This is a genomic window from Streptomyces sp. NPDC048565 (genome assembly GCF_040650935.1).
In the GTDB taxonomy this organism is placed as follows: domain Bacteria; phylum Actinomycetota; class Actinomycetes; order Streptomycetales; family Streptomycetaceae; genus Streptomyces.
In genome coordinates, this window is sequence record NZ_JBEZIH010000003.1 from 271,143 (window position 1) to 291,224 (window position 20,082).

General features: G+C 70.2%; 20 protein-coding genes. 16 read left to right on the forward strand and 4 right to left on the reverse strand.

Features of this window, described 5'->3' with window-relative positions; genetic code table 11:
- Nucleotides 1-115: 115 nt before the first annotated feature.
- Genes AB0C75_RS05600 through AB0C75_RS05635 form a run of 8 tightly spaced genes read left to right on the forward strand, consistent with a single transcriptional unit; the run spans nt 116 to nt 6,715 of the window.
- Nucleotides 116-865 carry a metalloregulator ArsR/SmtB family transcription factor gene (locus AB0C75_RS05600; protein WP_362887365.1) on the forward strand — a complete coding sequence of 250 codons (750 nt, stop codon included), beginning with the start codon at nt 116-118 and terminating at the stop codon, nt 863-865.
- The gene (gene sufB, locus AB0C75_RS05605; protein ID WP_103514278.1) at nt 862-2,283 is read left to right on the forward strand and encodes a Fe-S cluster assembly protein SufB; all 1,422 of its coding nucleotides are present in this window, start codon (nt 862-864) and stop codon (nt 2,281-2,283) included. Before AB0C75_RS05600 ends, sufB begins: the two co-directional genes overlap by 4 nt.
- Nucleotides 2,284-2,343: 60 nt before the next feature.
- A complete protein-coding gene (gene sufD, locus AB0C75_RS05610; protein ID WP_362887367.1) occupies nt 2,344-3,525 on the forward strand; it encodes a Fe-S cluster assembly protein SufD in 1,182 nt (393 codons plus the stop codon).
- Nucleotides 3,525-3,842: a bifunctional 3-phenylpropionate/cinnamic acid dioxygenase ferredoxin subunit gene (locus AB0C75_RS05615; RefSeq protein ID WP_018555702.1), complete on the forward strand. Its 318-nt coding sequence runs from the start codon at nt 3,525-3,527 to the stop codon at nt 3,840-3,842. The genes sufD and AB0C75_RS05615 overlap by 1 nt, the downstream gene beginning before the upstream one ends.
- Before the next feature lie 7 nt (nt 3,843-3,849).
- Nucleotides 3,850-4,641: a Fe-S cluster assembly ATPase SufC gene (sufC, locus tag AB0C75_RS05620; protein WP_362887369.1), complete on the forward strand. Its 792-nt coding sequence runs from the start codon at nt 3,850-3,852 to the stop codon at nt 4,639-4,641.
- Nucleotides 4,638-5,906 (forward strand): cysteine desulfurase, encoded by a 1,269-nt coding sequence (locus AB0C75_RS05625; RefSeq protein ID WP_362887371.1) that lies wholly within the window; start codon nt 4,638-4,640, stop codon nt 5,904-5,906. The genes sufC and AB0C75_RS05625 overlap by 4 nt, the downstream gene beginning before the upstream one ends.
- Before the next feature lie 18 nt (nt 5,907-5,924).
- Nucleotides 5,925-6,380: a Fe-S cluster assembly sulfur transfer protein SufU gene (gene sufU, locus AB0C75_RS05630; RefSeq protein WP_362887373.1), complete on the forward strand. Its 456-nt coding sequence runs from the start codon at nt 5,925-5,927 to the stop codon at nt 6,378-6,380.
- A complete protein-coding gene (locus AB0C75_RS05635) occupies nt 6,377-6,715 on the forward strand; it encodes a metal-sulfur cluster assembly factor (RefSeq protein WP_093539690.1) in 339 nt (112 codons plus the stop codon). Before sufU ends, AB0C75_RS05635 begins: the two co-directional genes overlap by 4 nt.
- A gap of 455 nt (nt 6,716-7,170) precedes the next feature.
- Here the strand turns inward: AB0C75_RS05635 and AB0C75_RS05640 are convergent, their stop codons facing one another.
- Nucleotides 7,171-7,914, reverse strand: a complete 744-nt coding sequence (locus AB0C75_RS05640; protein WP_362887375.1) for a TetR/AcrR family transcriptional regulator — start codon at nt 7,912-7,914, stop codon at nt 7,171-7,173.
- 135 nt (nt 7,915-8,049) lie between these two features.
- Here AB0C75_RS05640 and AB0C75_RS05645 point away from each other — a divergent pair, with 135 nt between their 5' ends.
- Nucleotides 8,050-8,991: an SDR family oxidoreductase gene (locus AB0C75_RS05645; RefSeq protein ID WP_362887377.1), complete on the forward strand. Its 942-nt coding sequence runs from the start codon at nt 8,050-8,052 to the stop codon at nt 8,989-8,991.
- Here AB0C75_RS05645 and AB0C75_RS05650 read toward each other — a convergent pair.
- On the reverse strand, nt 8,964-10,133 hold the full coding sequence (locus AB0C75_RS05650; protein WP_362887379.1) for a hypothetical protein: 1,170 nt from the start codon (nt 10,131-10,133) through the stop codon (nt 8,964-8,966). The genes AB0C75_RS05645 and AB0C75_RS05650 overlap by 28 nt on opposite strands.
- Before the next feature lie 233 nt (nt 10,134-10,366).
- Here AB0C75_RS05650 and AB0C75_RS05655 point away from each other — a divergent pair, with 233 nt between their 5' ends.
- From AB0C75_RS05655 to dapD, 3 genes are all read left to right on the forward strand, one after another.
- Nucleotides 10,367-10,687, forward strand: a complete 321-nt coding sequence (locus AB0C75_RS05655) for a multidrug efflux SMR transporter (RefSeq protein ID WP_362887381.1) — start codon at nt 10,367-10,369, stop codon at nt 10,685-10,687.
- On the forward strand, nt 10,687-11,235 hold the full coding sequence (locus AB0C75_RS05660) for a TetR family transcriptional regulator (RefSeq protein ID WP_362887383.1): 549 nt from the start codon (nt 10,687-10,689) through the stop codon (nt 11,233-11,235). The genes AB0C75_RS05655 and AB0C75_RS05660 overlap by 1 nt, the downstream gene beginning before the upstream one ends.
- A gap of 128 nt (nt 11,236-11,363) precedes the next feature.
- Entirely contained in the window at nt 11,364-12,362 is a 999-nt protein-coding gene (gene dapD / locus AB0C75_RS05665; protein ID WP_362887385.1) for a 2,3,4,5-tetrahydropyridine-2,6-dicarboxylate N-succinyltransferase, read from the forward strand.
- On the opposite strand, the gene dapA is transcribed toward dapD, so the two are convergent.
- On the reverse strand, nt 12,359-13,246 hold the full coding sequence (gene dapA / locus AB0C75_RS05670; protein ID WP_362887387.1) for a 4-hydroxy-tetrahydrodipicolinate synthase: 888 nt from the start codon (nt 13,244-13,246) through the stop codon (nt 12,359-12,361). The genes dapD and dapA overlap by 4 nt on opposite strands.
- Before the next feature lie 182 nt (nt 13,247-13,428).
- Between dapA and AB0C75_RS05675 the strand changes: the two genes are divergently transcribed.
- The 4 genes from AB0C75_RS05675 (at nt 13,429) to AB0C75_RS05690 (ending at nt 18,680) form a co-directional block, all read left to right on the forward strand.
- Nucleotides 13,429-14,142 (forward strand): antibiotic biosynthesis monooxygenase, encoded by a 714-nt coding sequence (locus AB0C75_RS05675; RefSeq protein WP_362887389.1) that lies wholly within the window; start codon nt 13,429-13,431, stop codon nt 14,140-14,142.
- 110 nt (nt 14,143-14,252) lie between these two features.
- The gene (locus AB0C75_RS05680; protein WP_362887391.1) at nt 14,253-15,755 is read left to right on the forward strand and encodes a hypothetical protein; all 1,503 of its coding nucleotides are present in this window, start codon (nt 14,253-14,255) and stop codon (nt 15,753-15,755) included.
- 157 nt (nt 15,756-15,912) lie between these two features.
- A complete protein-coding gene (locus tag AB0C75_RS05685) occupies nt 15,913-18,228 on the forward strand; it encodes an esterase-like activity of phytase family protein (protein ID WP_362887393.1) in 2,316 nt (771 codons plus the stop codon).
- Nucleotides 18,229-18,449: 221 nt separating this feature from the next.
- Entirely contained in the window at nt 18,450-18,680 is a 231-nt protein-coding gene (locus tag AB0C75_RS05690) for a hypothetical protein (RefSeq protein WP_014156926.1), read from the forward strand.
- 108 nt (nt 18,681-18,788) lie between these two features.
- Here AB0C75_RS05690 and AB0C75_RS05695 read toward each other — a convergent pair whose 3' ends face one another.
- On the reverse strand, nt 18,789-20,045 hold the full coding sequence (locus AB0C75_RS05695; RefSeq protein ID WP_362887395.1) for a TerD family protein: 1,257 nt from the start codon (nt 20,043-20,045) through the stop codon (nt 18,789-18,791).
- Nucleotides 20,046-20,082: the final 37 nt, after the last annotated feature.

The following is a 20,082-nucleotide window of genomic DNA, read 5'->3' on the forward strand; positions in this document are numbered from 1 at the left end:
CTGCTTGATCATCCGTTTTCGCAGGTCAACTTAGGTCTGCCTAAGTGATGAAGGGCACCGCGCCCGGCTCCGGGGCGGGTTGTCACGCCCGAAGGAATTACGCAACAATGGCGTTGTGAAATACGATGGCGAGGCTCCTCAGGAGGAACTCGCGACCGGTGAGCGCTCGACGCGCAACCGAGTCGCGCGCTCCATCCTGGACCACGGCCCGTCCACCGTGGCCGATCTGGCCAAGCGCGTCGGTCTGACACAGGCGGCCGTGCGCCGTCACCTCGACGCGCTCGTCTCCGACGATGTGGTCGAAGCCCGCGAACAGCGGGTGTACGGGGCGCGGACCCGGGGCCGTCCGGCCAAGGTGTTCGCCCTCACCGACTGCGGCAGGGACGCCTTCGACCAGTCCTACGACAAGCTCGCCGCCGACGCACTGCGCTGGATCGCCGACACGGCGGGGGACGCGGCGCTCATCGCCTTCGCCCGCGCCAGGATGGCCGCCCAGGCGGAGGTGTACCGCGCGGTGGTCGAGGCCGCCGAACCCGAAGCGCGCACCGAGGCCCTCGCCAGGGCCTTGTCCGCCGACGGGTACGCTGCCACGGCGCGCAGCGCACCGGGTCAGCAGCAGGGCGAGCAGCTCTGCCAGCACCACTGCCCGGTCGCGCACGTAGCCGAGCAGTTCCCGCAGCTGTGCGAGGCGGAGACGGAATTCTTCTCCAGCCTGCTCGGGACCCATGTGCAGCGTCTCGCCACCCTCGCCCACGGCGACGGGGTGTGCACGACGTTCGTTCCGCGCAGCAGCCCCACGGCAGCACAGACTTCACAGAACACCCATTCAGCATCTGCAAGTACGGCCGGGAGGAACCCCGCATGACGCTCCCTACGGAGACTGCCCACCCTGAGCTCGATGGCCTGGGCACGTACGAATTCGGCTGGGCCGACTCCGACGCGGCAGGCGCGGCGGCGAAGCGCGGCCTGTCCGAAGCTGTCGTCCGCGACATCTCGGAGAAGAAGAACGAGCCGGAGTGGATGCTGAAGCTCCGGCTCAAGGGCCTGAAGCTGTTCGGCAAGAAGCCCATGCCGAACTGGGGCTCGGACCTCTCCGGCATCGACTTCGACAACATCAAGTACTTCGTGCGGTCCACGGAGAAGCAGGCGGAGTCCTGGGAGGACCTGCCCGAGGACATCAAGAACACCTACGACAAGCTCGGCATCCCCGAGGCGGAGAAGCAGCGCCTGGTCGCCGGTGTCGCCGCGCAGTACGAGTCCGAGGTGGTCTACCACCAGATCAACGAGGAGCTCGAGTCGCAGGGTGTCATCTTCATGGACACCGACACCGCGCTCAAGGAGCACCCGGAGCTCTTCAAGGAGTACTTCGGCACCGTCATCCCCGTCGGTGACAACAAGTTCGCCTCGCTGAACTCCGCCGTGTGGTCCGGTGGTTCCTTCATCTACGTGCCGAAGGGCGTGCACGTCGAGATCCCGCTCCAGGCCTACTTCCGTATCAACACGGAGAACATGGGCCAGTTCGAGCGGACGCTGATCATCGTCGACGAGGACGCCTACGTCCACTACGTCGAGGGCTGCACCGCGCCGATCTACTCCTCGGACTCGCTGCACTCCGCGGTCGTCGAGATCATCGTGAAGAAGGGCGGCCGCTGCCGCTACACGACCATCCAGAACTGGTCGAACAACGTCTACAACCTGGTCACCAAGCGCGCCGTGGCGTACGAGGGCGCGACCATGGAGTGGGTCGACGGCAACATCGGCTCCAAGGTCACCATGAAGTACCCGGCCGTCTACCTGATGGGCGAGCACGCCAAGGGCGAGACCCTGTCCATCGCCTTCGCGGGCGAGGGCCAGCACCAGGACGCCGGCGCCAAGATGGTCCACATGGCCCCGAACACCTCCTCCAACATCGTCTCCAAGTCGGTGGCGCGAGGCGGCGGCCGTACCTCCTACCGCGGTCTCATCGAGATCGGTGAGGGTGCGCCGGGCGCCAAGTCCAACGTGCTGTGCGACGCGCTGCTCGTGGACACCATCTCGCGCTCGGACACCTACCCGTACGTCGACGTCCGCGAGGACGACGTGTCCATGGGTCACGAGGCGACCGTCTCCAAGGTCTCCGAGGACCAGCTCTTCTACCTGATGAGCCGCGGGATGACCGAGTTCGAGGCCATGGCGATGATCGTGCGCGGCTTCGTAGAGCCGATCGCGAAGGAGCTCCCCATGGAGTACGCCCTGGAGCTCAACCGGCTGATCGAGCTGCAGATGGAGGGTTCGGTCGGCTAGCAGGCCCGCCGACCGGATCCCGAAGAGTTCTTGACTGAGAAAGCGAGCACTACGACAGCCATGGCTGAGGCTCAGATTTCCCCGGTGGGCTCCACCACCGCCGGTTCCATCGCGGTGGCGGCCGAGTCCACCGTCGCCACGCGCATGAGCGCGCCCCCGTCCTTCGACGTCGCGGACTTCCCGGTCCCGCACGGCCGGGAGGAGGAATGGCGGTTCACCCCGCTGGAGCGGCTGCGCGGTCTGCACGACGGCACCGCCGTCGCCACCGGTGACGGGGTCAAGGTCGTCGTCGAGGCGCCCTCCGGCGTCACCGTCGAGACCGTCGGCCGGGACGACGCCCGGCTCGGCAAGGCGGGCACCCCGGTGGACCGCGTCGCCGCCCAGGCGTACTCCTCCTTCCAGCACGCCTCGGTCGTCACGGTCGAGAAGGAGGCCGTGCTCAGCGAGCCGGTCCGGATCACCGTGCACGGCGAGGGCGGCGTGGCCTACGGCCACCAGGTCATCGAGCTGGGCGCCTTCGCCGAGGCCGTCGTCGTCATCGACCACACCGGCGACGCCGTTCTCGCGGCCAACGTCGACTACGTCCTGGGTGACGGCGCCAAGCTGACCGTCGTCTCCGTGCAGGACTGGGCCGACACGGCCGTCCACGTCGGCCAGCACAACGCGCTGGTCGGGCGTGACGCGTCCTTCAAGTCGATCATCGTCACCTTCGGTGGGGACCTCGTCCGTCTTCACCCCCGGGTCGCCTACGCCGCCCCCGGCGGCGAGGCCGAGCTCTTCGGTCTGTACTTCACCGACAAGGGCCAGCACCAGGAGCACCGCCTCCTGGTCGACCACAACACCCCGCACTGCAAGTCCAACGCGGTGTACAAGGGCGCGCTCCAGGGCGACGACGCCCACGCCGTCTGGATCGGTGACGTGCTCATCCAGGCCGCTGCCGAGGGCACCGACACCTACGAGATGAACCGGAACCTGGTTCTCACCGACGGTGCCCGTGTCGACTCCGTACCGAACCTGGAGATCGAGACCGGCGAGATCGTCGGCGCGGGCCACGCCTCGGCGACCGGCCGCTTCGACGACGAGCAGCTGTTCTACCTGCAGTCCCGTGGTATCCCCGCCGAGGAGGCCCGCCGTCTCGTCGTGCGCGGCTTCTTCGCGGAGCTGGTCCAGCAGATCGGTCTGCCGGACGTCGAGGCCCGTCTGCTCGACAAGATCGAGACCGAGCTGAAGGCGTCGGTCTGATGGCCTTCGTCAAAGCCTGTGCGCTGAGTGAGCTGGAGGACGACACCCCGAAGCGGGTGGAGCTCGACGGCACGCCGGTATCCGTCGTCCGCACCGAGGGTGAGGTGTTCGCGATCAACGACATCTGCTCGCACGCGAACGTCTCGCTCTCGGAGGGCGAGGTGGAGGACTGCTCGATCGAGTGCTGGCTGCACGGATCGAGTTTCGACCTGCGCACAGGCAAGCCGTCCGGCCTTCCCGCGACGCGCCCCGTCCCCGTATACCCCGTAAAGATCGAAGGGGACGATGTGCTCGTCTCCGTCACCCAGGAGTCCTGAGTCACCCATGGCAACGCTTGAAATCCGCGACCTGCACGTCTCCGTCGAGGCCGACAACGCCACGAAGGAGATCCTCAAGGGCGTCGACCTGACCGTGAAGCAGGGCGAGACCCACGCCATCATGGGCCCGAACGGGTCCGGCAAGTCCACCCTCGCGTACTCGCTCGCGGGTCACCCCAAGTACACGATCACGAGTGGCACGGTGACCCTCGACGGCGAGGACGTCCTGGAGATGTCCGTGGACGAGCGGGCCCGCGCCGGCCTGTTCCTCGCCATGCAGTACCCGGTCGAGATCCCCGGCGTCTCGGTCTCCAACTTCCTGCGCACCTCCGCCACCGCCGTCCGCGGTGAGGCCCCCAAGCTGCGTACCTGGGTGAAGGAGGTCAAGGAGGCGATGTCCGACCTCCAGATGGACCCGGCCTTCGCCGAGCGCAACGTCAACGAGGGCTTCTCCGGCGGTGAGAAGAAGCGCCACGAGATCCTTCAGCTGGAGCTCCTCAAGCCGAAGATCGCGATCCTCGACGAGACCGACTCCGGTCTGGACGTCGACGCGCTGAAGACCGTCTCCGAAGGCGTCAACCGGGTCCGTGAGTCCGGCGAGGTCGGCACCCTGCTGATCACGCACTACACGCGCATCCTCAAGTACATCAAGCCCGACTTCGTGCATGTCTTCGCCAACGGCCGCATCGCCGCGTCCGGCGGTGCCGAGCTCGCCGACACGCTGGAGAACGAGGGCTACGAGGCCTACACGAAGGGTGGCCCCGTGAGCGGAGCGAACTCAGGAGGGGAAGTCGCGTGACTGACGCCCGACCGGGGCTCTCCGGCCTCCTCGACACGGAGGCGATCCGTAAGGACTTCCCGATCCTGGACCGCGCGGTCCACGACGGCAAGAAGATCGTGTACCTGGACAACGCGGCGACCTCGCAGAAGCCGCGCCAGGTGCTCGACGCCCTCAACGAGTACTACGAGCGGCACAACGCCAACGTCCACCGTGGGGTGCACGTGCTCGCGGAGGAGGCCACGGCGCTCTACGAGGGCGCTCGCGACAAGGTCGCGGCCTTCATCAACGCACCCAGCCGCAACGAGGTGATCTTCACCAAGAACGCCTCGGAGTCGCTGAACCTCGTCGCCAACATGCTCGGGTGGGCGGACGAGCCCTATCGGGTCGACAGCGACACCGAGATCGTCACCACGGAGATGGAGCACCACTCCAACATCGTTCCGTGGCAGCTGCTCTCGCAGCGCACCGGTGCGAAGCTGAAGTGGTTCGGCATCACGGACGACGGCCGTCTCGACCTGTCCGACATCGACGAGATCATCACCGAGAAGACGAAGATCGTCTCCTTCACCCTCGTCTCCAACATCATGGGCACGATCAACCCGGTCGAGAAGATCATCCGCCGCGCCCAGCAGGTCGGCGCGCTGGTCTGCATCGACGCCTCGCAGGCGGCGCCGCACATGGTGCTCGACGTGCAGGCGCTGCAGGCCGACTTCGTGGCCTTCACCGGCCACAAGATGGTCGGCCCGACCGGCATCGGCGTGCTCTGGGGACGGCAGGAGCTCCTGGAGGACCTGCCGCCGTTCCTCGGTGGCGGCGAGATGATCGAGACCGTGTCGATGCACTCGTCGACGTACGCCCCCGCGCCGCACAAGTTCGAGGCGGGCACGCCCCCGATCGCGCAGGCCGTCGGCCTCGGCGCGGCCGTGGACTACCTCTCCTCGATCGGCATGGAGAACATCCACCGCCATGAGCAGGCCATCACGCAGTACGCGGTGAGGCGGCTCCTGGAGGTGCCCGATCTCAGGATCATCGGCCCGGCGACGGCCGAGGACCGCGGTGCGACGATCTCCTTCACGCTCGGCGACATCCACCCCCACGACGTGGGCCAGGTACTCGACGAGCAGGGCATCGCCGTCCGCGTCGGGCACCACTGCGCACGGCCCGTCTGCCTGAGGTACGGAATTCCTGCGACGACGCGAGCGTCGTTCTATCTGTACTCCACGCCTGCCGAGGTCGATGCTCTGGTGGACGGTCTTGAGTATGTGCGGAACTTTTTCGGTTAGACGGCAGAGGGTTGACTGGTGAAGCTTGATTCCATGTACCAGGAAGTGATCCTGGACCACTACAAGCACCCCCACGGGCGTGGCCTGCGGGACGGCGACGCCGAGGTGCACCACGTCAACCCGACGTGCGGCGACGAGATCACGCTCCGCGTGAAGTACGACGGCGACACCATCGCCGACGTCAGTTACGAGGGCCAGGGCTGCTCCATCAGCCAGGCCAGCGCCTCCGTGCTCAACGAGCTGCTGGTGGGCAAGCAGCTCGGCGAGGCGCAGAAGATCCAGGAGTCGTTCCTGGAACTGATGCAGTCCAAGGGCCAGCTGGAGCCGGACGACGCGATGGAGGAGGTGCTGGAGGACGCGGTCGCGTTCGCCGGTGTCTCCAAGTATCCGGCCCGGGTCAAGTGCGCGCTGCTGAGCTGGATGGCGTGGAAGGACGCGACGGCGCAGGCGCTGTCCGAAGGGAAGACCACATGAGCGACAACGAGACTCTCACCACCAAGCCGGCCTCCGAGGAGGAGGTCCGCGAGGCGCTGTACGACGTGGTCGACCCCGAGCTGGGGATCGACGTCGTCAACCTGGGCCTGATCTACGGCATCCACATCGACGACGCCAACATCGCCACCCTCGACATGACGCTGACGTCCGCGGCCTGCCCGCTGACCGATGTCATCGAGGATCAGGCGAAGTCCGCGACGGACGGCATCGTCAACGAGCTCCGGATCAACTGGGTCTGGATGCCGCCGTGGGGACCGGACAAGATCACCGACGACGGTCGCGAGCAGCTTCGCGCGCTCGGCTTCAACGTCTGATCCATGGCGGCCCGGGGTTCCTGAGGTCCTGGGCTTTCTGCACTTTGTGAACGGCTCCCGGCACCGGCCGGGGGCCGTTTTCGTATGCCCACCCGCTGCGTCGGGCCGGGGGCTTGGAGGCTATGGGGAATCGTTCTTCTGCTCATGTGAGCCACAGGCCGCACGCTTGGCGACTTATCAATATCCGGTCACTGCGAAAAGGGTGAGCAGTGGGGAAGGTCAACGGCGTGCGCGACGGCGGGCATGCTGAACTGCTCTCATGAGTCGAGAGACGAACCGGACCCGCCAGCTGCCGCAGTTCGAACTCCGTTGCGGCGGACTGCACTTGACCCTTCAGCGCGTTCCTGGATGGCTGGTGGCAGCGCTCACGACCACCGCCGGTAGCGTGCTCGCGGCGTGGCTCACGTCGCGGTGAACTTCTCGAAGACCCTGGGTGCGGGACCGTCCGATCGCCATCAGCCGTCGCTGGCGAGGCGGTTGAGCCATTCCCCCAGGAGATGCCGCTCCGCGCTGCTGAGGGGTGAATCTTCGGGCAGCAGGGCACGCAGGGCGCGGGCGGCGCCCGCCGGGCCCCCGCCCCGCACGGCCGGCTCCTGATTGGTGACGGCGGTGACCATGGACTCCCGCAGCGTGGTGAACAGTGCGGGGTCGCGCCGGTCCTCCGGCAGGGACAGCCAGGTGAGCACAGCGCCGCGCGCCGTGGCGTGGATGGTCTGGGCGGCGAGCTCCTCACCGACACGCAGCCAGCCACCGGCGGCCAGACGCTTGACCCGGCCCATCAGGATCTCCAGGCCGGTCCTGAAGGCCGCCGAATCGGTCCTGGTGGGATCGGTGTACATCAGTGTGAACAGTGCGGGATTCGCCAGACCGAACTCGATCGCGACGTCCCAGCCGGCTCTCAGGTCCTCTATGGGGTCCCGCGGCTCGGGGTCGATGTGCTTCGTGGCGAGGAACGCGGCGAAGCCGTGCTCGGCCACCGCGTCGAGCAGCCCGTCCTTGTCGCCGAACAGCCGGTAGATGGCGGGCGGCTGAAGGCCCGCGGCATCGGCGACCGCGCGCGTGGTGACCGCGTCGCGCCCCCCGCGTGTCAGCAGATCGATGGCGGCCTCGATGACCCGCTGCCGGGTCTGCTCCCGGCCCGGGGATGCGGTGTCGGCCTTGACGGTGGTGCCGTCCCTGCCGCGTGAAGGTGTGGGCATGGATCGATGATACCGCGTCGGTGGTTCCGGTGTTAGTATCGGTGGTAACGTGAAGACGATTCCATTGGAAACCGGGTTGGAGTCACCGGAACCACGGAGCAGGGCCACAGCTGTGCCCGTACGGAGGAGCGCATCATGATCATCGTTACCGGAGCCACCGGGCAGTTGGGCCGTCTGATCGTCGAGAGCCTGCTCAGGCGGGTACCGGCGGACCAGGTCGGCGTCAGTGTCCGCGACCCGCGAAAGGCGCAGGCGTTCGCCGACCGGGGCGTGCGGGTGCGGCAGGGCAGCTTCACCGACCCCGCCGGTCTCGCCCATGCCTTCGAGGGCGCCTCCCAGGTCCTCATCGTCTCCGTCGACAAGATGGGCGACGAGTGCGTCGAGCAGCACCGCACCGCGATCGAGGGAGCCGTCGCGGCCGGTGCCCGCCGCATCCTCTACACCAGCCAGATGGGGGCCGGTGCGTCCTCGCACTTCCAGTCCTGCCGCGACCACGACGCCACCGAGAAGGTGCTCAGCGCCAGTGGTGTGCCGTGGACCTCGCTGCGTAACGGCTTCTATGCCGCCAGCGCGGCGCTGTTCCTCGGGCAGGCACTGGAATCCGGCCGGATCGTGCTCCCCGCGGACGGGCCGGTCAGCTGGACCGCGCACGCCGACCTCGCGGACGCGGCCGCCGCCGTCCTGGCCGACGAGGGGCGTTTCGACGGCCCCACGCCGCCGCTCGCCGGGGCGCAGGCGCTCACCTTCGACGACATCGCCGCCCTCGCGACCGAGATCACCGGCCGCCCCGTCGCGCGGGTCACCGCGCCCGACGACCAGTTTCTGGAGCAGACAGTGGGCCGGGGTGTCCCCCCGGAGGTGGCGAGTCACCTGCTGGGCATATTCGCCGCCGCCCGTGCAGGGGAGTTCTCAGCCGTCGACCCGACGCTGGCCACCCTGATCGGCCGCGAACCCGCCACCCTGGAAGCGGTGTTGCGCGAGCGGCTGTCCCCGGCCCGCGCCTGTCCGCGCGTGGCAGTGCGACGGGAGCCGGCGGGCCGCGTCCGAGGTCACCACTGCGGGGCGCCGCCTCCGTAGGGCGGAGGGACCGGTCCGTACGGCGGAGGAACAGGGCCCTGCGGGGGGACGCCCGCGGCCTCGGCCAGGGCCGGGCCCAGGTTCTCCGTCCGTATCCGCCGGTCGACATAGAGCAGACCGGTCACCAGCTGCGGGAAGGTCGTGGAGAAGATCTGGCTCACGAGCTGGCCCAGCAGGCTCGCGACCAGATAGCCGCTCACCGCGACCATCACGGCTGTGGGACTGGGGTCGTTGTCCAGTGACGCGGTCCCGACCATGCCGGGGAACAGTCCGAGGAAGGAGAACGGGAGCTGGACGACATAGCCGGCCACCCCCGCTATCAGGCCGGCCAGCAGGGTGATGCCGAAGATCCGCCACCAGTCGCCGTGCACCAGTTCGGAGGAGCGGCGCAGTGCGGCGAAGGGGCGCCGGCCCTCGAAGACCACGGCCGCCGGTGCCAGGCAGACCTTTATCCAGAGCCAGACCGCCAGCGGCCCGGTCACCAGCACGCCGATGACGCCCAGCGACATGGCGACGGCAGCCCCGCCGCCACCGTCCAGAGTGATGAGGGAGATGACCGCCGCGACGAAGACCGCCAGGACGAGCAGCGCCGGCACGATCGCGAACAGGGAGGTGATGATCAGGGTGCCGATCACGGGGGCGACGTGGCTCCAGGCCTTGCGCCACAGCGCCGCGAAGGCGACGGGCCTGCCCAGGACCGCCTCCTGGAGCACGGCCGGCACCACCGCGTACATCAGGCCGGAGACGATCGCCATGGTGGCGATACCCAGCAGTGCCAGGACGCCGCCCGCCGTCACGAGCGCGGCGATGTCCTCGGAGGAAGCGCTCTCGCCGTAGTCGAGGGAGACCACCCGGTCCAGGTGGTCGGAGACGGCGGAATAGGCGACGGCCACCGCCGTCGTCATCAGAAGCGCGGCGCCGCCGTAGAGCGTGGCGGCCATGCCGAGCAGCTGCTTCCAGTACCTGCCTATCGTGGCGAACGCCCCGCCCAGCACGTCCCCCAGCCTCAGCGGGGCGAGTGGTATCACCCCCGGCTTCGGCGGGGGCGTCCAGCCGCCCCATCCCGGTGGCCCCCCGTAGGGACTTCCGCCGTACGCCGCGCCCCCGTAGGCGCCCCCGCCCCACCCTGCGTCCTGCGCCACCACTGCTCCGTTGTTCGTGTCGTGTGTTCGGTGCCGTCCGGGCGTCATCCGGCCGTTGCCCGGTCTCCGGCCGGGCCGTTGTCCGGTCTCCGTCCGGGCCTGTCGGTGCGGACACCGTAGCGTCCCGTGGTCCCGGCCCCCCGCATCGGTTCCTGATCCCTTCCCAGCCGGTCACGATATGGGTGTTCCGTTGTTGTGTACGCCCGTACGCAACGCTGTGTACGCTCGTACGTATGGGATACGGAATGCTGGCCGCGGCGATAGCGGCGGAGGTGGCCGGGACGACCGCCATGAAGTACAGCGAGGGGTTCACCCGGCTGTGGCCCTCGCTCATCACCGTCGTCGGCTACGTGCTGGCGTTCGCTCTGCTGGCCCAGACCCTCAAGACCCTCTCGATCGGCACCGCCTATGCCATCTGGGCGGGGACGGGCACGGCCGCCGTCGCTGCCATCGGCATTCTCTGGATGGGCGAAACCGCGGGCCTCGCCAAGCTGGCGGGCATCGCACTGGTCATCGCGGGGGTCGTCGTCCTCAATCTGGGAGGAGCGCACTGATGGTCCGCCGGTACGACCCCGAGCGGCGCGAACGGATCATCGATGCGGCCATGCGCGTCGTCGCTGAGCAGGGCATCGGTGGGCTCAGCCACCGCACGGTGGCCGCCGAGGCCGATGTGCCGCTGGGCTCGACGACCTATCACTTCGCCTCCCTCGACGAACTGCTGGTCGCCGCGTTGCGCCGGTGCAACGAGAGCTTCGCCCGGACGGTGCGCGAGAGCCCGTACATCTCCGACCCCGCGGTCCCGTTGGCCGACGAGCTGACCCGGCTGCTGGGGGAGTGGTTCGGGGCAGGCCGCGGACCGCTGACACTTGAGTACGAGCTCTACCTCGCGGCCCTGCGCAGGCCCGCCCTGCAGCCGGTCGCCGCCGAGTGGGCCGACGCACTGGCCGTGCTGATCGCCCACCGCACCGACCGGGCGACCGCGCGGGCACTCACGGCCCTGCTGGACGGGATCAGCCTCCAAGTGCTGCTCACCGGGGGTGACTTCGACCCGGAGTACACCAGGGAGATGCTGGCCAGGGTGGTGGACGGAGCGGCCCGCTGAGCCCGGTCAGGCGGTGTCCCGGCGGACGGCGGCCCGACCCGATGCTTCCGGTAAAGCCGGACGTCCGAACGGCTCCGGCAGCTGAGACCGGTTCGCCCGGGCGGGGCTCGGGCGGTTAGGTTCTGTTCATGACCGACACGACTTCCCAGGGCTCCGCCCGCACCACCGGCGCCGTCGCCGCCGGCCTCGCCACCATCGCCGGTGACGGCACCGTCCTCGACACCTGGTTCCCCGCCCCCGAGCTCTCCGCCGAGCCCGGCCCGGCCGGGACGCAGCGCCTCAGCCCCGAGGAGGCGGTGAACCGTCTCGGCGAGGGCGCGGCCAAGGCCATCGGTGTGGACGCGCGCCGTGGGGTGGAGGTCGTCGCCGTGTCCACGGTCATCTCCTCTCTCGACGACAAGCCGCTCGACGCGCACGACACCTACCTGCGGCTGCATCTGCTCTCGCACCGCCTCGTCCAGCCGCACGGCCAGAGCCTCGACGGGATGTTCGGCTTCCTCGCCAACGTCGCCTGGACCTCGCTCGGCCCGGTGGCCGTCGACGACCTGGAGACGGTCCGGCTCAACGCCCGTGCCGAGGGACTGCACCTCCAGGTCACCTCGGTGGACAAGTTCCCCCGGATGACGGACTACGTCGCGCCCAAGGGCGTGCGGATCGCCGACGCCGACCGGGTGCGGCTCGGGGCGCACCTGGCCTCGGGCACCACCGTGATGCACGAGGGCTTCGTCAACTTCAACGCCGGCACGCTCGGCACCTCCATGGTCGAGGGCCGCATCTCCGCGGGCGTCGTCGTCGGCAACGGCTCCGACGTCGGCGGTGGCGCGTCCACCATGGGCACGCTGTCCGGCGGCGGCAAGGAGCGCATCGTCATCGGGGAGCGCTGCCTGATCGGTGCCGAGGCCGGCATCGGGATCGCGCTCGGCGACGAGTGCGTCGTCGAGGCCGGGCTGTACATCACGGCCGGCACCCGGGTCACCATGCCGGACGGACAGGTCGTCAAGGCCCGCGAGCTCTCCGGCGCCTCGAACATCCTCTTCCGCCGCAACTCGGTCACCGGCGCCGTCGAGGCCCGCCCGAACAACGCGGTCTGGGACGGCCTCAACGACGTGCTGCACAGCCACAACTAGGCAGTAGCCGCCAGAAGCTCCTCGTACGCCGCACGCAGCCCGTCGACCGCCTCGCGGTCGGCGGGCTGCAGCGGTTCGCGGACCGGGCCGGCGTCGAGCAGCGCCTTCACCGTGACCGTGCCCGGCAGGCCCCTGGCCATCAGGGCCTCGACCAGAGGGGCGGTGAGCCCGTTGAGACGGGCCGCCCCGGTGGTGTCACCGGCGTCGAACGCGTCCAGCACGGCCCGCATCCGACGCGGGATCACATTGGCGACCGTACTGACATAGCCGGCCCCGCCAAGCGCGTACAGCGGGAGGTTCAGCTCCTCGCAGCCCGAGTAGTACGCCAGCGAGGTCCGCGTCATCACCTTGGTGGCCGCCGACAGATCGTACGAACAGTCCTTGACCGCCACCACGCGTGGATGTTCCGCCAGGCGCAGCAACGTCGCGGGCTCGATCCTCGTACCGGTGCGGCCGGGGATGTCGTACAGCATCAGCCCGATGCCCGTGGCCTCCGCGACGCGGAGGAAGTGCGCCTCGACGGCGGTCTGCGGGGGGCGGCTGTAGTACGGGGTCACCACCAGCAGCCCGTCCGCCCCCGCGGCCTCGGCCTCCTGCGCGAGCCGGACCGTGTGCCGGGTGTCGGCACTGCCGACACCCGCGACGAGCGGGACCGAGTCGCCGACCGCCTCCCGGACGGCCCGTAGCAGCGCCGTCTTCTCCGCGTCCGTCGTGGTCGGCGACTCGCCTGTGGTGCCGCTGAGCACGAGGCCGTCGCAGCCGTCGGCGACGAGCCCCGTGGCATGGCGGCGGGCGGCGTCCAGGTCCAGGTCACCGGAGGCGCTGAACGGGGTGATCATGGCGCAGAGGGCGCGGCCGAAAGGCCTGGTGGTGTGGGATGTCATGTTCGCAGTCTCGATGCCCGGTCCGTGCCGGTCCACTTAGTTTTGCTTGGGGTGACGGGCAAGAGATGCTGAAGGATCGAGGACGGGGAAGGGCCAGGCCGGCCTTGACCTCAAGCGCGCTTGACGTACGAGGGTGATGATCGAGGGCGCACCGCAGGGGCGCGCCCGGAGAGGATCACGCCATGTCGCCGTCCGTACGCTTCACCTCCCGTCCCGCACTCACCCCTTCCGGTACGGGGATCGTCAAGGTCAGCACCTGGAACGTCGGCACCCCCGAACGGCAGCGCCGCACGGTCGAGGCCGTCCGCGCCGCCTGGGGGTCCCGGGACTGGCCGCACCCCGGGCTGCTCTCGTACGGCGTCCTGGCCGGCGATGACGGGAAGAGCCTGCTCAACTACAGCCGGTGGGCCGACGAGGCCGCCCACCGGGAGTTCGCCCGCACCGGCCGTGACGAGCGGGTCGCCGAGATCGACGCGGCGGTGCCCGGCATCGAGCGGGTCGGGCTGCGTGCGTTCGAGCTGTACCGCTCCGGTGCGAAGGAGGACGACAGCCGGGAGACCGGCTGCGTCGTCAGCGTCGACGTCGAGTTCGACGGACCTGACCCGGCCCGCCAACGGGCCTGGGTGGACGCCGTGTTCGAGGCGCTCGACTCCGACCCCGCCCCGGCACCCGGCGGCATCGCGGCGCATTTCCACGTCAGTACGGACGGGACCCGGGTCTTCAACTACGCCGAGTGGGAGAGCGCACAGGCCCACATCGACGCCCTCGGCGCCTCGGGCGACGGGGTCGGCTCGACGACACCGCAGTGGCACCGGGTCCAGAACTACCCCGGTCTGAAGGGCAGTACCGTGCGCCGCTGGACCCCCGCGCTCGGCATCGAACCGGGACCGCGGTAGTTCCGGGCGGCTCGGGGTGAAATGCGTCTACGCTTGGGCCGCGGCCAAGGCCCCGTACGCACCGGGCCGGGCCCGTCCGCACAGCCGTACGCCCCGAGGAGAACCCCCTGATGTCCGCAGAGCGCCCCTCCCTGCCGCCTGTGCGGCTGCACACCGAGGCCGAGCTGGCACGGGACGCGCTGGCCGCTCCGCTGCTCGCGCGTGCCGTCCGCCTCGCCCGCTGGGCGGGTCCCACGACCCGGGTCGGCGCGGGCGGGGAGCTCGTCGAGGCACAGCTGCCGGAGGCCGCCGGCCACCTGGGGCTCGGCGACGACGAGGACGGCGCCGCGTACGCCAGTGAAGCGTGGCGCCTCGCCGTCGACACCGGGCTCGTCGACTTCGAGGACCCGCAGGACGCGGACGAGGGCGGATCCGAGGATGCGGCCGAGGGCGCCGGAGCGGAGGGCGGCGAGGAGGGCACCGTCACGGTCGGTGAGAATCTGGCCCTGCTGACCTCCGGATCCCCCGGGGACGTCCTCGCGATCTGGCTCGACGGTCTGGAGGCCGTGCACGCGGACGCCACCGCCCCCGCCTTCGACGACTTCGCCGACCTCATCGGCGAGGACGGCAGTGTCGACTTCGACGCCCTGGACTGGGACCCGGAGCAGGAGGCCGAATTCCTCGACGGGGTGCTCGGCAACCTGTATCTGCTGACCCTCTCGGAGGCCGGCCCCGACGCCGGCCCCGTGCCGCTGCCCGCCCTCGCCGCGTCCATGGTGGTGCCCGACGACATGGGGGAGCCCACCGACGACGTCCTGGAGCAGGTGTCCGAGGCGATGATGCGGCTGGACGACCAGTTCCGGGTCCTCGAACCCATCGGGATCGTCGAATACCGGCCCGTGGACGAGACGTTGCTGACCGAGGAGGGCGAGGAGGCGACGCCGCCCGCCGACGACGAGGACGTCACCCGCTACGGCATGGTCAAGCTGACACCGCTCGGTCTCTACGGCATCCGGGAGCGGATGCTGGAGGCCGGCGTGGAGGCACCCGCCGTCGGTGACCTCGCCGACAAGGGGGCGGACGTCCTCCTCGACGGCATCGCCTACTACCCCGAGGAGGCCGCGCGTACCGAGGTCGGTCTCTGGCTCGGCCGGCGCGGGGCCGAAGGAGCGCAGGCCGCCGCCGCCGAGCTCCTGGGCGCGGCGCGCGGCGCCGACCGGCGGGCCCCACTGCGCAGGCTCCACTGCCAGCAGGCACTCGCCCTGGTCGGGCAGGAGGCCGAGCCCGAGGTGCGGGCGGTGCTCGACGATCCCGAGCTCGGCGGGCTGGCGCGGGTCTGGCTCGCGGAGCGCGGCGCGGCGGACGTGCCTGCGCCGCCGGAGTCGATGATCTTCTGGCTCGCCGTGGACACGATCGCCGCGCAACTTGACGCCGACGGCGAACTGGACGAGCTCCAGGAGCTGGTCGAGGGGCTCGCCGGCCAGCACAGCGGCTTCTTCGACGAGGCCTGGCGGGTGGAGCACCCCGCCACCGCCGAGGTCCTCGACGCGATGGGCCGACTCCACAGCGACCGCGGCGCCGCGAAGGCCGCCCGTAAGGCCGCCTACAAGGCGCGGTCGCGGCAGAAGGACTGAGGCGGGCACGGGGCGGCGTCGCGGCGTGAGGGCTGCCGCGGCCCGCCCCGGTCGACGGTGAAGCTCCTGAATTTCGCCGTCCGTTCACCCGGCGGACCGTTGGCCATGGCTCACGGCTGCGAGCATCCGGTTCTCAGTGAACCGAACCGGAGGAACGATGCTCCCGAAGAGAACGTGTGCCGCACTCGCGGTTCTGGCCGTGACCGCGGGCACCCTTGTGGGCGCGGGTGCGGCGACCGCGGGTCCGTCGCACGGCGACCACGGGCGGAGCCCGGCGGCCTTCGAACGTACCGCCGTCTACCCGGTCTTCCAGAACCGGCCGGCCGGTGAGGACGCCGCGACGCAGACGGCCGCCGAGATCTCCGCGACCAGCGAGGACGGCCGTACCCTCGTCCACACCGACGCCGCCGCCAAGCGGATCGGCTTCCTCGACATCAGCGACGCCGACCGGCCCGAGGGGCTCGGCACGCTCTCCCTGGCCGAACTGGGTGACGCCGAGGACGAGCCGACCTCGGTGTCGGTCGTGGGCCAGTACGTGCTGGTCGTCGTGAACACCAGCGCGAGCTACACCGAGCCCTCCGGCCGCCTCGACGTCATCTCGCTGCGCACCCGGAAGCGGGTGGCCAGCCACGATCTGGGCGGCCAGCCCGACTCGATCGCGATCAGCAAGGACAAGCGGTACGCCGCCATCGCCATCGAGAACGAGCGGGACGAGGAAGCCACCCCGCCGGGCGGCGACGAGGGCGACCTCCCGCAGGCCCCCGCCGGATTCGTCCAGATCGTCGACCTGAAGTCCTCCTCACCCGCCCGCTGGACCACCCGCGCGGTGCCGCTGACCGGGAAGGACGGGGCCGCGCTGCCCGCACTGGTGGCCGCCGGCATCACCGAGCCCACCGACCCGGAGCCGGAGTACGTCTCCGTCAACAGCCGTGGCCTGCTCGCCGTGACCCTCCAGGAGAACAACGGCGTCGTCCTGATCGACCTCGCGTCGGGGCGCCTCACCAAGGCGTTCACTGCCGGCACGGCCTCCGTCGACGGCATCGACACCGTCGAGGACGGCGTCATCGACCAGACCGGGTCGATCACCCACGTGCCACGCGAACCGGACGCACTCGGCTGGATAGACGACCGCTATCTGGCCACCGCCAACGAGGGCGACTGGAAGGGCGGCACCCGTGGCTGGAGCGTCTTCGACAGCCGCACCGGCAAGGTGGTCCGGGACGCGGGCAACAGCTTCGAGCACCTGGCAGCGAGCCACGGCCTGCTCGACGACGGCCGCTCCGAGAAGAAGGGCACCGAGCCCGAAGGCCTGGCGGTCGCCACCTACGACGGTGTCCGCTACGCCTTCGTCGGCTCCGAGCGCAGCAACTTCGTCGCCGTCTACGACGTCAGCAAGCCCACCCGGCCGGTCTTCCGCCAGGTGCTGCCGACCACCAACGGCCCCGAGGGCATCCTGCCGATCCCCTCGCGCGGACTGCTCGCGGTCTCCAGCGAGGAGGACGACGCCGATGCGGGGGTACGGGCGTCGGTGAGCCTGTTCCGGCTCGGCAGGGGCAAGCCGTCCACCCCCTCGCTCGTCTCGGCCCCCGACTCCAAGGGCACCCCCATCGGCTGGGGCGCGCTCGGCGCGCTGTCGGCCGTGCCGGGACGCGACGACGAGGTGTACACCGTCACCGACGCCGCGTACGACACCACGCGCATCCTCACGATCGACACGAGCGCCGAGCCCGCCGTCATCAGGCGTGAGCTGGCCGTCAAGGACGCCTCGGGCAAGCCCGTGGGTTACGACGCCGAGGGCATCCACGCCCGCCCGCAGGGCGGCTTCTGGCTGGCGGCCGAGGGCGCGACGGGCGCCGGCAACCAGCTGGTGCGCCTGGACCGCCACGGAGTCACCCAGCAGGTCGTGCCGCTCCCCTCGGACGTCGCCGACGGCCTCGGCGCCCAGGGCTTCGAAGGCGTCACGGCCGGCACAGGACGCGACGGCCGCGAGATCGTCTGGGCGGCGCTCCAGCGCGAGGCCGAGGGCGACCCGGACGGCGTGGTCCGCATCGGCCGCTACGACGTCAGGGCGGGCACCTGGAGCTGGTACGGCTACCGGCTCGGCACCACCACCACGGACGGCGACTGGGTCGGGCTGTCCGAGATCACCGTGGTCGGTGACAAGCTCGCCGTCATCGAGCGCGACAAGCTGAACGGCCCGGCCGCGAAGGTCAAGCGGATCTACACCGTCGACCTGCCCAGGGACGCCGCCCCCGGCGGTGAGCTCACCGTGCTGCCCAAGACCCTCGCCCACGACGTGCTGCCCGACCTGCGGGCCACGAAGGGCTGGACGCAGGAGAAGCTGGAAGGTCTCACGGTGGCCGGTGACGGCCATGTCTACGCAGTCACCGACAACGACGGTCTGGAGGACTCCACGGGGGAGACGGTCTTCCTCGACCTGGGAACCGCGCGCAAGGTCTTCGGCCGCCACTGACCGCCCCTCCCGAGGTGGCGCCGCCTCGCCCCGGGGGGAGCGAGAAGCGCCACACCTTCGGGGGGCTTTCCGGGGCGGCGCTCCCGCTCGCCGCCCTTGCGGGAAGCGGGCGGGAGCGCGGACCATGGCCTGGAACCGCTGATTACGAATGCGGCACTACTGCCCGCCCGGAAGCGGTCGGGCATGGCGTCGGGGGCTTACAGGGCGCATACTCGACCGTAATGAAACAGTCAGCCGGTTCCCGGCGTCACCTGCCTTCCAGTCCCTTCAACCGCCCGGCCCAGGCGGCCCCACCGGTCGAGTGCTTCGATGTGGGCGACAGGGTGTCGCACGACCAGTTCGGACTCGGCCGAGTCCTCGCTGTCGAGGGCGACAACGACGCAGTGCTCATCGACTTCTCGGGGCGACAGGGGAGGATCCTGAGCCCGTATTCCAAGCTGACCAAGCTCTGAGGGAGCGAACGAGCACGCACCGCGTCCACCGGAGAGTCTCCGGATCCGGGGCACCTGAGGGGAGAGAACCCGCGGGTGCCCCGGAAGCCGTTCCTGGGGCCGGTGGTGCTACAGGGCCTTCGCGGCGGGCTTGACCATGCCGCGGACGGTCCGCGACTTCACGAACTCGCCGATCGCGGTCATCTCCCACTCGCCGGAGAACTGCCTGATCAGCTTGGCCATCATCACGCCGGTCTGCGGCTCGGCGCCGGTCAGGTCGAAGCGGACCAGCTCCTCGTCGGTGGCCGCGTCGACCAGCCTGCAGTAGGCCTTGGCGACCTCGGTGAACTTCTGCCCGGTGAAGGAGTTGACCGTGAAGACCAGGCCGGTGGCCTCGGCGGGGATCCGGCCGAGATCCACGACGATCACCTCGTCGTCACCCGCGCCCTCGCCTGTGAGGTTGTCGCCGGAGTGCTTGATCGCGCCGTTCAGGATGGAGAGCTTGCCGAAGTAGCAGCTGTCCAGGTGATCCCGGCCGGCGCCGAAGGCGACCACGGAGGCGTCGAGGTCGATGTCCTTGCCGCGGAACGCGGGCTCCCAGCCGAGCCCCATCTTGACCTGCGAGAGCAGCGGCCTGCCGCCCTTGACCAGGGACACGGTCTGATTCTTCTGGAGGCTGACGCGGCCCTTGTCCAGGTTGACCTTGCCGGAGCCGGCGGGGGCCGGCGGCGCGGGAGGCGCAGCGGGTGCCACCGGGGCAGCGGGAGCCACCGGGGCCGGAGGCGCGATCCGGGGGTCGAGCGGCGCGGCGGTCGGCGGCGGCGGGGGAGCGACGGGCGGTGCGAGCGGTGCGGCCGCAGGGGGCGGCGGCGCGGCGGCGGCAGGCTCCTCCACCGACACGCCGAAGTCCGTGGCGATGCCGGCCAGCCCGTTCGCATAGCCCTGGCCGACCGCGCGGGCCTTCCAGGCGCCGTTGCGCAGGTAGATCTCGATGACCACGAGCGCGGTCTCGCTGCCCAGCTGCGGCGGGGTGAAGGTGGCGAGCGCGCTGCCGTCGTCCGCGTTGCGCACGGTGGCGGTGGGCTCGACGCCCTGGAAGGTCTGGCCCGCGGCGTCGGGGCTCGCCGTGACCACGATCTTCTCGATGCCCGGGGGCACGGCCGCGGTGTCCACCACGATCGCGTCGGGCGCCGACCCACCGCCCGAGCGGTAGGTCACCCCGGGGCCCGAGGGCTGGTTGTAGAAGATGAAGTCGTCGTCGGAGCGCACCTTGCCGTCAGCGGTGAGCAGCAGGCCCGAGACGTCGAGCCGCACCGGGGCGGCGACGTCCACCGCCACACGGGCGGCGGAGAGAGGGATGTTCGAGCCGGGGGTCATTGCGGTCATGCACGGAGTAACGAACGACCCGGCTTTGCCGTTCCCT

Coding starts and splice junctions, on each gene's coding strand:
- AB0C75_RS05645 (WP_362887377.1), top strand. CDS start 8,050: ATGATCATCGTTACCGGAGCCACCGGGCAGTTGGGCCGTCTGATCGTC.
- AB0C75_RS05690 (WP_014156926.1), top strand. CDS start 18,450: ATGAAACAGTCAGCCGGTTCCCGGCGTCACCTGCCTTCCAGTCCCTTC.
- AB0C75_RS05695 (WP_362887395.1), bottom strand. CDS start 20,045: ATGACCGCAATGACCCCCGGCTCGAACATCCCTCTCTCCGCCGCCCGT.
- AB0C75_RS05660 (WP_362887383.1), top strand. CDS start 10,687: ATGGTCCGCCGGTACGACCCCGAGCGGCGCGAACGGATCATCGATGCG.
- AB0C75_RS05635 (WP_093539690.1), top strand. CDS start 6,377: ATGAGCGACAACGAGACTCTCACCACCAAGCCGGCCTCCGAGGAGGAG.
- AB0C75_RS05655 (WP_362887381.1), top strand. CDS start 10,367: ATGGGATACGGAATGCTGGCCGCGGCGATAGCGGCGGAGGTGGCCGGG.
- sufC (WP_362887369.1), top strand. CDS start 3,850: ATGGCAACGCTTGAAATCCGCGACCTGCACGTCTCCGTCGAGGCCGAC.
- AB0C75_RS05675 (WP_362887389.1), top strand. CDS start 13,429: ATGTCGCCGTCCGTACGCTTCACCTCCCGTCCCGCACTCACCCCTTCC.
- AB0C75_RS05640 (WP_362887375.1), bottom strand. CDS start 7,914: ATGCCCACACCTTCACGCGGCAGGGACGGCACCACCGTCAAGGCCGAC.
- AB0C75_RS05615 (WP_018555702.1), top strand. CDS start 3,525: ATGGCCTTCGTCAAAGCCTGTGCGCTGAGTGAGCTGGAGGACGACACC.
- AB0C75_RS05685 (WP_362887393.1), top strand. CDS start 15,913: ATGCTCCCGAAGAGAACGTGTGCCGCACTCGCGGTTCTGGCCGTGACC.
- sufB (WP_103514278.1), top strand. CDS start 862: ATGACGCTCCCTACGGAGACTGCCCACCCTGAGCTCGATGGCCTGGGC.
- AB0C75_RS05680 (WP_362887391.1), top strand. CDS start 14,253: ATGTCCGCAGAGCGCCCCTCCCTGCCGCCTGTGCGGCTGCACACCGAG.
- dapA (WP_362887387.1), bottom strand. CDS start 13,246: ATGACATCCCACACCACCAGGCCTTTCGGCCGCGCCCTCTGCGCCATG.
- dapD (WP_362887385.1), top strand. CDS start 11,364: ATGACCGACACGACTTCCCAGGGCTCCGCCCGCACCACCGGCGCCGTC.
- sufD (WP_362887367.1), top strand. CDS start 2,344: ATGGCTGAGGCTCAGATTTCCCCGGTGGGCTCCACCACCGCCGGTTCC.